Origin of the sequence: Microbacterium sp. Root61 (assembly GCF_001427525.1) — a bacterium.
In the GTDB taxonomy this organism is placed as follows: Bacteria; Actinomycetota; Actinomycetes; order Actinomycetales; family Microbacteriaceae; genus Microbacterium.
The window spans coordinates 2,399,596-2,409,319 of record NZ_LMGU01000001.1 but is presented as its reverse complement, the minus strand read 5'-3'; the positions used below and the strand labels follow the sequence as shown (position 1 = coordinate 2,409,319).

The following is a 9,724-nucleotide window of genomic DNA, read 5'->3' as shown; positions in this document are numbered from 1 at the left end:
CCAGTCGACACGGCATGGCGATCGATCACGTCCTCCTGACTCGCTTCAATCTGCCCACTGGGGGGGTCGAGGCGCGCATCCGGGCAGGCGAGTCTTGGCTTGCCAATCGATGGGCTCTGTTCGAGCAGTACTGTGCCCCGTCGGTGGCACGACAGACGACATCAGCGTTCTCGTGGGTGATCTACTTCGATCCGGAGAGCCCGGGGTGGCTGACGGAGGCCATGGTTCCCTATGTCGACCGCGGATTGTTCCGGCCGATCTTCCGCGCCGAGGTCCCCGCGGATGCACTGCTGGACGACGTGCGCAGCGTGGTCGGAGACCCCCATGGCATCCTGCTGACGACCAATCTCGACAACGATGACGCAATCGCTCCGGACTTCATGGCGCGGCTCCAGGCAGCCGTCGAGTGCGAGGATCGCCAGGCCCTCTACCTCGTGAATGGGCTGGTGAAGGGCCCGGACGGTGTCTACTTGCACCACGATCCGCGCAACGCCTTCTGCTCGGTCGCGGCCCCGTGGATCACCCCGTCCACATCGTGGGACGACTGGCACATGATGCTCGGCAAGAACATGCCGGTTGTCGAGATCGGCGGTGCGCCCGGATGGCTGCAGGTCGTGCATGGCGAGAATGTCAGCAACCGCGTCCGAGGTCGGCTGGTCTCACCTGGTGAGTGGAGTGTCGCGTTTCCTGCGATGCTCGACGACCTGGCCGATCCGGGGTCGATTCGCCTCCTTCACGACGCCGTGGTGCTGGACCCGGCGCGTCGGCTGCGAGATCTTGGCCGTGCGACGCTGCGCCGGGCCGCCATCTCCATGCTCGGCAAAGACGGCATGCAATCTCTCAAGATGCGGCTCAGGAGATGAAGGCGATCGCCGGGGCCGAGGCGTCGAGGCAGCGCGAATGTGCTGACGGCGCGTACGACATCGGGGGAAAGGGGACGCCATGACTGTTCGCAACGCACTGGGCGCAGTCGGGCGGCGCTGCTATGTCCTCATTGCTGTTCTGCTCGTCTTCGGCTTCCTCACCTACAGTTTTTACCGAGACGGCGGGTCATTCTTCACGCACACGACGGTGACCTTCACCCTGCCGATGCGGTCGACCCTCATGCAGGGCAGTGGCACGACCGACGAGAGTCTCATCGCGTTCGCCGGGGCTGTCGCAACGGAGATCAACGGGGGCAAACCCGTCGCCTCCTACTCGACATCGGATGCGCCGTCGTACGGCGCGGGGCTCCGGGAAGGCGTCTGGGTCGGCCTGCGCAACGACGGCAACCAATGGATGGCGATCTTCCCGTCGGCCACCATCGACATCCGGATCGTGGGGCGCACTCGAGAGCAGGTGGCGCAGCAGCAGCGCACGATTCTGGGGAAGATCATGGCCGTGGCCGACGGTCAGCAGCACACCGCGGCGAGTTCGCCTGAGGAACAGATCACCGCGACGGTCGGCCCGCTGAGCACGGAGATCTCCGAAGTCTCGGCTACGCGATCGGCGCAGGTCATGGCCATCGCGGCTATGGCGCTCGCAGGCCTCATCGTGGGGATTCCTGCGTCTGTTGCCGTCGATCGCCTCATCCGCCGATACCGGCGTCGATCACGCCGACGCCTCGTCGCGCGCCGGTCCATCGCCGCGCACCAAGGGGGGACGCTCGCATGAATGTCGCAGATACCTTGCGCGGACTTCTGCGCCGCTGGTACATCGTGGTCCCGGGGCTCCTCCTCGCGATCGCCGCTGCAGCCGGAGCGTACATCGTGGTGACCCCGGGCTATGAACGCACGGCGACGCAATTGCTCATGCCGGGAGCCGGGACGGTGCCACCGGGCGCAACGAATCCGTACCTGTATCTCGGTGGTCTGACTCAGGCAGCCGACATCGTCGTGCGGGTGATGCAGTCTGATGAAGTGGCCGGGGTGGTAGCCGCCGAGCATCCGGGAGTCCAGTTGGAGGTCGAACGAGACCCCAACGTTTCGGGACCCGCGATTCAGATCACCGTGACAGCGTCCAGTGATGAGGCGGCCGCTCGTGCGCTTTCGGCGATGGTGGGGCAGACCGGCGAAGTGCTCGAGCGGCTCCAAGTCGACCAGGGCGTCACCGCGGACGATCAGATGACCGTCTCGACGCTGACCGAGGACCAGGAGAGCACCCTTCAGCAGAGATCCCGACTCGTCATGAGCGCGGGAGTCGGATTCGCCGTCGTGGTGCTCACAGTGTTGGTGGCCAGCCTGGTGGACGGGCTGATCCGGCGGGTCCGCCGATCTGGGCGCAAGGGAACGCGTCTGGCTGCGGGGCAGCGGCGGGCGGAGGATGCGGAAGAGGAGAACGAGAACACCGAAGTCGAGCGGGAGGTCGAGGACGTGCCGGAGCCCGACGTCGATCTCGACAGCGAGAGTGCCTCCCCGCCTGGAGACGAACTGTCTGCGGGGGACGAGGGCCTACCCGCGGATGGAGGGGAATCCGAGGTGGGGCGCTCGGTCGATCCTGAGCACCCGGCTCTCGAAGAAGCGTCGAGTCCGGGTCGCAAGCGGAAAGCACGGTGAGTGCGATGGCGATGACACACCGGGAGAACCTGATGCTCACGGACGAGGCCCTGCCGGTCTCGGCTGAGACGCGCAGTGCGGGAGACCGTCGGACCAGAGTCACTGCCGCAACGATGCTCACCATCTATCTCGTGCTGCTGTTCGCCGTTCCCTCGTATGTCACGATCGGCCCCCTCGGCGGACTCGGGCGCCCATCGGTGCTCTGGGGACTTCTCCTCCTGTTCTGGTGGGTGCTCGCTTGGCTTCAAGAACGGTCGACGCCCGTGCACCCCGTCGTGCAGCCTGTCCGCTATCTGTTCGCCGCATTCGTCGTCGTTGCGCTGGTCAGCTTCGCGGCGGCCATGATGCGCGGCCAGCCCGCGGATCAGATCAGTCCGGCCACCACGGCGCTGGTGCGTCTCGCATCGTGGAGCGGTGTCCTGCTCGTTGCGATCGATGGAATCCGAACGCATTCCGACGCCGCAAAACTGGTACGACGGCTCGCGGTCGCCGGCATCGCGCTGGCAGCACTGGGGTTGGCGCAGTTCTTCACAGGGCAGTCGCTGCTGGAGTGGGTAGGCAGCATCCCCGGCCTCTCAGCCGACTCCGGCGATGTCGCCACCCGCGGTTCGTTCACGCGGGCCGCAGCAACGGCAACCCATCCTCTCGAGTACGGGACGGCCGTCGTCGCGTCGTTGCCGCTCGTGATCACCGCCGCCGTGCATAGGGGATTCCATCGAAGCCCCGCGCGTTCTAGCGCGTGGTGGTGGGCCGGCGTCGGAATCATCCTCATGGCGTCCCTGGTCACCGTGTCCCGCTCCGCGCTCATCGGATTGACGGTGGCATTGGTCGCGTCACTGCCGTCCATCCCGAAGGCCTACCGGCTCCTCGTGGCGACAGGGGGCGGGATCATCGCTGCTGCGGTGTTCGCGTTCATTCCCGGAATGCTCGGGACGATCATGAATCTCTTCCTCGGCGCATCCGACGATCCGAGCACGCAATCGCGAACAGCCGCGCTTGCCCGGGTGCCGGGTTTCATTGCGTCCTCGCCCCTGATCGGTCAAGGATTCGGCACGTTCCTGCCCCGCTATTACATCTTCGACAACGGGTGGGTGCTGCTCACCGTGGAGGTCGGCATTCTCGGCGTCGTCACCCTCGTCGGCTTCAGCCTGACCGCGATGGGGAGCGCGATCTGGGCGAGTCTGCACTCGCCGTTCGACGAAACGAAGGCCATGAGTCGCGCTCTCGCCGCCTCGCTGCTCACGATTGCCGTCCTCCTCCTCTTCTTCGATGGGTTCTCCTTTCCCATGTCGGCAGGTGCTTTCTTCCTCATCGCAGGTCTGGCGACCGCGATGCGTGGCATCGCGGCATCGGACGAAGCCCTGGTCCTGGGAATAGAGCGCGTGTCCCGGCCGGAGATCGTGGACGACGACGTGTCCGAGACTCCCCCCGTGAAGGCCGACTCGGGCCCTTCGCACAGAGAGCAGGCGGAGCCCTGATGCGCACCCAGATCCATGCGCTTCTCGCTGAGCGTGCCGCCTCGCATCCCGATGAAGCAGCGCTGACATATCGAAGCGTCACCCAGACCTACGCCGAGGCGTGGAGAGCGGCCTCTGCGGCCGCGCTCCAGCTGGCGGGGCTGGGGCTCCAGCGCGGCGACCGGGTGGCGATCTACCTGGAGAAGCGACTGGAGACCGTCGCCGCGATCTTCGCGACATCCGTCGGCGGCGCAGTCTTCGTCCCCATCAACCATGTGCTCAAGCCCGCTCAGGTGGGTCACATCCTCATCGACAGCGGCGCGCGATTCCTCATCACCTCGGTGGATCGGCTGGCCCCGCTGGCGGTCGCGATCGCCGGCACCGAGGTCGCGCACGTCATCGTCGTCGGTGACGGTGTGTGCGAGCCATCCGGCGACTACGGTGTGCACGGCTGGGGCGACGTGCAGCCGGACGCATCTGAGCCCGGCGCGTCCGACGCGATCGACATCGATCCGGCGGCGATCCTCTACACGTCGGGCAGCACCGGAAAGCCCAAGGGCGTGGTGCTCAGCCATCGCAACCTCATCGTCGGTGCCGAGAGCGTCAGCACGTACCTGCACAACACGAGCGACGATGTCATCCTCAGCATCCTTCCCCTGAGCTTCGACGCGGGTCTGAGCCAGGTCACGACGGCCTTCGCCGTCGGAGCGCACTGCGTGCTGATGAACTACCTCCTGCCGCGTGACGTCGTGAGGCTGTGCGAGAAGCACGGAGTCACCGGGCTCACGTGCGTGCCACCACTGTGGCTGCAGCTCACGGGGGTCGACTGGCCTCCGGCGACGGCGGGTCGACTCCGCTATTGGGCGAATACCGGTGGGCGGATGCCCCGGACGACACTCGACCGTCTCCGCGCCATCTTCACCGAGTCCGATCCCTATCTCATGTACGGCCTCACCGAGGCGTTCCGGTCCACCTATCTGGACCCCGCCGAGGTGGATCGTCGCCCCGGATCGATCGGCAAGGCGATCCCGAACGCCGAGGTCCTCGTGCTCCGTCCCGACGGCACGCCGTGTGCACCGGGCGAGGAGGGCGAACTCGTCCATCGCGGCGCGCTCGTGGCGTTGGGCTACTGGAATGACCCCGAACGCACGGCCGAGCGGTTCCGGCCCGTTCGATACCTCGGCCAGGACTGGCGTGATCCCGAGCGCGCCGTGTGGTCCGGAGACACCGTGGTCGCCGACGAAGAGGGGTTCCTGTCGTTCGTCGGACGTTCCGACGACATGATCAAGACGTCCGGTTACCGGGTCAGTCCCACGGAACTGGAAGAAGCCGCCTACGGGACGGGGTTGGTGCGCGACGTCGTCGCGATCGGTGTCGACGATCCGCTGCTCGGCCAGCGGATCGTGCTCGTCGTCACCCCCTCCGGCGGGATCCTCGAAGAGGGCGCGCTCGTCGCTGCGCTGCGGCCGCGGCTGCCGGCATACATGCTCCCGTCCCGGGTAGACGTCCGCGCTGATCTGCCGCGCTCACCCAACGGCAAATTCGACCGACCGCTCCTCACCCGGGAGGTGTCCGCATGACGCCACACGAGCACATCGCCGCGTTCGGCACGATCGAGGGAGAGTTGCGCATCGGAGGGATGCCGCTGAGCAGGCTTGCGGCGCGCGTGGGATCGACGCCGTTCTTCGCGTACGATCGCGGTCTACTGAACGCCCGAGTGGACCTGCTTCGCAGATTGCTGCCCGCGCGAGTCGAGCTCAGCTATGCGATGAAGGCCAATCCGATGCCCGCGATCGTGCAGCACCTCGCCACCCGGGTCGACCGCATCGATGTCGCATCGACGGGCGAGATGCAGCACGCGCTCGATTCCGCGATCCCGTGCGATCGAGTGAGCTTCGCAGGGCCCGGCAAGACGCCCGCCGAGATCCGTCAGGGCGTCGCGGCAGGGGTCGTCATCGAAGTGGAGTCGCCGACCGAGTTGCGCCGCGTCGTCGCCGCCGGGGAGGATCTCGGAGTCCACCCGCGCGTCGCTGTCAGGGTCAACCCGGACTTCGCGATGAAGGGATCCGGCATGCGCATGGGCGGGGGCCCTCAGCAGTTCGGCATCGACGCGGAGCAGGTTCCCGCTGTGCTCCGTGAATTCGCCGGCACCGTCGAGATCCTCGGGTTCCATGTGTTCGCGGGTTCGCAGAATCTGAACGCCGACATCATCGCCGAGGCGCAGAACAGGACTGTCGAGCTCGTGACCCGGCTCGCAGAGCACATGTCCAGCCCCGTGCGGTACCTCAATCTCGGCGGCGGGTTCGGCATCCCGTACACCGAAAAGGATCGCCCTCTGGATCTGAGCAGAGTCGCAGAGAATCTCGCCGAGCTCGTCGATGGTCCTCTCGCAGAACGATTCCCGGAGGCGAGCCCGATCATCGAACTGGGCAGGTTCATCGTCGGTGAATGCGGTGTCTACGTCTCCCGTGTCGTGGATCGGAAGATCTCACGCGGCAAAACCTTTCTCGTCGTCGACGGAGGCATGCACCATCAGCTCGCGGCCTCCGGCAACTTCGGGCAGGCGATCAGGCGCAACTATCCGGTCGCGATCGGAAATCGCGCGAGCGCCGAGAAGGATGATGACGCGGTGACCGTCGTCGGCTGCCTGTGCACGCCGCTCGACCTCCTCGGTGACGACATCGAGTTGCCGGATGCCGCCATCGATGACCTCATCGTGGTCTTCCAGCAGGGAGCCTACGGCTTGACCGCCAGCCCGACGGCGTTCCTCGGGCACCCCGCGCCCGCCGAAGCGCTCATCTGACCCTCGACCAAGGAGCAACCGTCATGATCACCGACACACTGGGCGCCGTGCGCGCCGTCCTGATCGACGCACTCGAGCTGTCGCAGAGCCCCGACGAGCTGCAGTCGGACACCGCCCTGTTCGGAGCGTTGCCGGAGCTCGACTCGTTCGGTGTCGTCGCCCTTGTCGGGGCGCTCGAGGACCGGTTCGACATCACGATCGATGATGACGAGTTCGGTGCCGAGATGTTCGAGACGGTCGGAACCCTCACGCAGTTCGTCGACTCCAAACTCGTCTAGCCACCTGCCTGCTTGCCTGCCGCTGCGCGGATCACGTCGGCGTGGTGGCCGAGCATCTCGTCCAGGGCCATGCGATCGGAGCGCGCGTGGGGGACCGCCACGGCGGAAGCGGAGCGCTCGACCACGACCGCGCGCGCGATCGTGTCGACGGCGTCCTGCAGAGCAAGGGCGTTGGGCTGCCTGCGCGATCGGCGACGTGCTGAACGCACGCGTCGATCACTGACCAGGCTGGCGTCCCCGGTCGCGTTCGGTATGAGAATGCTGCGCCGCGGATCGCGTGCGACGAGCTCGCGAGCTCCGCCGACGTCGGCGAGCAGCACCGGGTGGCCGAAGGCCGATCCCTCGGTCGCGGCGACCGGCCATCCCTCGAAGAAGGAGTCGAGGACGAACGCATCGGCGGCGGTGAGCAGCGTCCGGGCATCGGAGTTGCCGAGGAGGTGTATCCGCGCGCTCGACCGTCCGGCGCGCCGCAGGGCATCGGCGCGGCGGAATTCGACCCAGTCCGATGGATCGCCGGCGCACACCAGCCGCACCGCCGTGGTGGAGCGAGCGATGGCGTCACCGAACGCCGCGACGGTGCCGGCGATGTTCTTCTGCGCGTCATAGCGAGCGAGAGTCACGAACACGACATCCTCGCCGATGTCGGCACCGAGTACTCGAGACAGTTGCTCACGCGCGCGCAGGCGTTCGGCGGGCAGAGGCGTGGCGACGGCCGCAGCGCCATTGGGCACGACCTCGATCGGCGTGCTCTCGCCGATGTGCCGCACGTGGAATTCGCGCACTGTCTCACTGACCGCGATTCCCCTGATCGAGCCCGCCATCAGCTTCGAGAATGCTGACCAGCGTGTGCGGGTGTAGTGGATCTCGGTGTTGTGCATCACCGGCACAAGGGGCACGCCGCTGCTCAGCGCAGCCTGCTCCAGATGGGGCGGCGCGCTGTGGGACTGGATGACATCGGGAGCCACAGTGCGAATCGCTTCTCGAGCGGACTCCTCGTCCGACACGGACAGGACCTCGATACCGGCATCGCGCAGCCTGGCCCCGCGAACCCCAGCCTCGTGGCACACGACGACGGGACGCACGCCGTGATCGCCGAGCCCCAACGCCAGCATCTCGATGACCGCGCCGATGCCGCCGATGTCCAGACCGTCCGCCGCCAGTGCGCAGGTCGTCGGGCTCGTCACCGCGACGGGGGTGCCGACGGCGGGGGCGTCGTGGTCGTCCAGTCTGTCCACGGTGGCGAGCGGTCGGGCCAGCACCGCGCGAGTCAGGCGGTGCACATAGCCGTACCGGATGTGGGGTGGCAGGCAGTCGGTCAGATAGACGACGGCTCCCCACAGGGCGCCAGAGATGTCGTCGCGCGCTGAGCCGTGGCGTGATCGCATCCGTCCCCCGCCGACCTCAGGTAAGCCCGGGAACTGGTCTGTTGCGCCATGAAGGCCAGAGCGAAGCGAGCTCGTCGGCGGTGACTCCGAACAGCGCCCATTGCCCCGTGGAGTGGGAATTGCCGAGCACGTGCGGCTCGCCATCGAACGGGGCCAGCGCGGACAGTGAGGCGTCGGTCAACCCGGCGATGAACAGCAGCTCGTCCGGCTTGCGAGAGCGGAACGCGGCCCGCGCCCCATCGATACCCGAGGTCGAGATGGTGACTGGTCGCTCGAATCGGTGCAGGTGAGCGGTGTTGCCTGAGGGGGCGTCCGGATCGAGGTCGACGACCCGGAGCGACTGCATATGTCCGGTCCGGAGCGCGTCATCGATGAGCATGCGGATGTCGGCGAGGACCAGGTCGCTGTCGGGGCTGATGCGATGGGTGGAACGGGCCACCAGCGACTCTCTCCACCAGAGTCGCGCGCTGTTGTACCTCCGACGCCCGCCCGCGAACCTCGTGGCTACAGCGCCGTCGCGGCGGATCGTGCCGCAGGTGGTGTGGATCGGCAGAAACTCGGGGTAGATGTCGCCAACATGGCGATGGGCGACATCGAGTTGCGCCAGGTTGGTGCTGAGGCTGTTGTGCGTGAGCGGGATGTCGCGAGCGACCGCGCGACGGCCGGCCCGCCGCATCCGCACGGCGTACTCGACGCCGTAGGCATGCCACGCCAGCAGCGGATCCTCCGACAGGGGGTCTGCCTGTATGCGCTCCGTGGTCGTCATGAGGAGCACCTCATCGAGGGTCTGTACGTCATGGGGTGTCGGCGCCGGGGCGCCGATCTGGACGATTCGGTCGCGGATCCTCCCCACGATGCGGTCGTCGCCATCGATGCCCACCGCTCCCAGCACGCCGATGCCCGGCGAATCGAGCAGCTCGGCGGCGACCTCCTCCAGAGCGGGGAGGGAGTGCAGGACGACATCTTGGTGCACGAAGACGACGACGTCATTGCGAGCCGCCCGGGCACCGTGATTCAAGGCGGCGCCCGCCGTCGAGAATTGCCCTTCTCGATTGTCGATGGCCAACAGCTCTGTCTCGGGTGCGGCTTCTGTCTGCGCCGCCACCGAATGCTGCAGGCAGGACGCGAGCACGGCTGCATCGTTGTACACGCAGATGATCGACACGGGAGCGCGTCGGCGTGAGTCGGGACTGGGCATTGACTCCGTCGGCGTCACACCCGAATTCTACGGCGATCGGGCATTCTCCGGCCATGCCATGGCTCCTCG

General features: G+C 67.0%; 9 protein-coding genes. 7 read left to right on the top strand and 2 right to left on the bottom strand.

Annotation, left to right across the window (positions count from 1 at the left end; all coding sequences use genetic code 11):
- Nucleotides 1-14: 14 nt before the first annotated feature.
- The 7 genes from ASD65_RS11595 to ASD65_RS11565 all read left to right on the top strand — a co-directional run bounded on the left by ASD65_RS11595 (nucleotide 15) and on the right by ASD65_RS11565 (nucleotide 7,072).
- The gene (locus ASD65_RS11595) at nucleotides 15-863 is read left to right on the top strand and encodes a glycosyltransferase (RefSeq protein WP_056222721.1); all 849 of its coding nucleotides are present in this window, start codon (nucleotides 15-17) and stop codon (nucleotides 861-863) included.
- 79 nt (nucleotides 864-942) lie between these two features.
- The gene (locus tag ASD65_RS11590; RefSeq protein WP_056222718.1) at nucleotides 943-1,653 is read left to right on the top strand and encodes a hypothetical protein; all 711 of its coding nucleotides are present in this window, start codon (nucleotides 943-945) and stop codon (nucleotides 1,651-1,653) included.
- 95 nt (nucleotides 1,654-1,748) lie between these two features.
- Entirely contained in the window at nucleotides 1,749-2,534 is a 786-nt protein-coding gene (locus tag ASD65_RS11585; protein WP_156378856.1) for a hypothetical protein, read from the top strand.
- A gap of 5 nt (nucleotides 2,535-2,539) precedes the next feature.
- Complete coding sequence (locus ASD65_RS11580; protein ID WP_056222709.1) at nucleotides 2,540-4,012, top strand: O-antigen ligase family protein; 1,473 nt, start codon at nucleotides 2,540-2,542, stop codon at nucleotides 4,010-4,012.
- Nucleotides 4,012-5,571: an acyl-CoA ligase (AMP-forming), exosortase A system-associated gene (locus tag ASD65_RS11575; protein ID WP_056222706.1), complete on the top strand. Its 1,560-nt coding sequence runs from the start codon at nucleotides 4,012-4,014 to the stop codon at nucleotides 5,569-5,571. Before ASD65_RS11580 ends, ASD65_RS11575 begins: the two co-directional genes overlap by 1 nt.
- On the top strand, nucleotides 5,568-6,794 hold the full coding sequence (locus ASD65_RS11570; RefSeq protein WP_056222703.1) for a pyridoxal-dependent decarboxylase, exosortase A system-associated: 1,227 nt from the start codon (nucleotides 5,568-5,570) through the stop codon (nucleotides 6,792-6,794). Before ASD65_RS11575 ends, ASD65_RS11570 begins: the two co-directional genes overlap by 4 nt.
- Nucleotides 6,795-6,817: 23 nt before the next feature.
- On the top strand, nucleotides 6,818-7,072 hold the full coding sequence (locus tag ASD65_RS11565) for an acyl carrier protein (RefSeq protein ID WP_056222700.1): 255 nt from the start codon (nucleotides 6,818-6,820) through the stop codon (nucleotides 7,070-7,072).
- Here the strand turns inward: ASD65_RS11565 and ASD65_RS11560 are convergent.
- Both ASD65_RS11560 and ASD65_RS11555 read right to left on the bottom strand, forming a co-directional pair.
- Nucleotides 7,069-8,457 carry a glycosyltransferase gene (locus ASD65_RS11560; RefSeq protein ID WP_056222697.1) on the bottom strand — a complete coding sequence of 463 codons (1,389 nt, stop codon included), beginning with the start codon at nucleotides 8,455-8,457 and terminating at the stop codon, nucleotides 7,069-7,071. The genes ASD65_RS11565 and ASD65_RS11560 overlap by 4 nt on opposite strands.
- A gap of 16 nt (nucleotides 8,458-8,473) precedes the next feature.
- Nucleotides 8,474-9,622 (bottom strand): glycosyltransferase, encoded by a 1,149-nt coding sequence (locus ASD65_RS11555; RefSeq protein ID WP_162248499.1) that lies wholly within the window; start codon nucleotides 9,620-9,622, stop codon nucleotides 8,474-8,476.
- Nucleotides 9,623-9,724 lie beyond the last annotated feature (102 nt).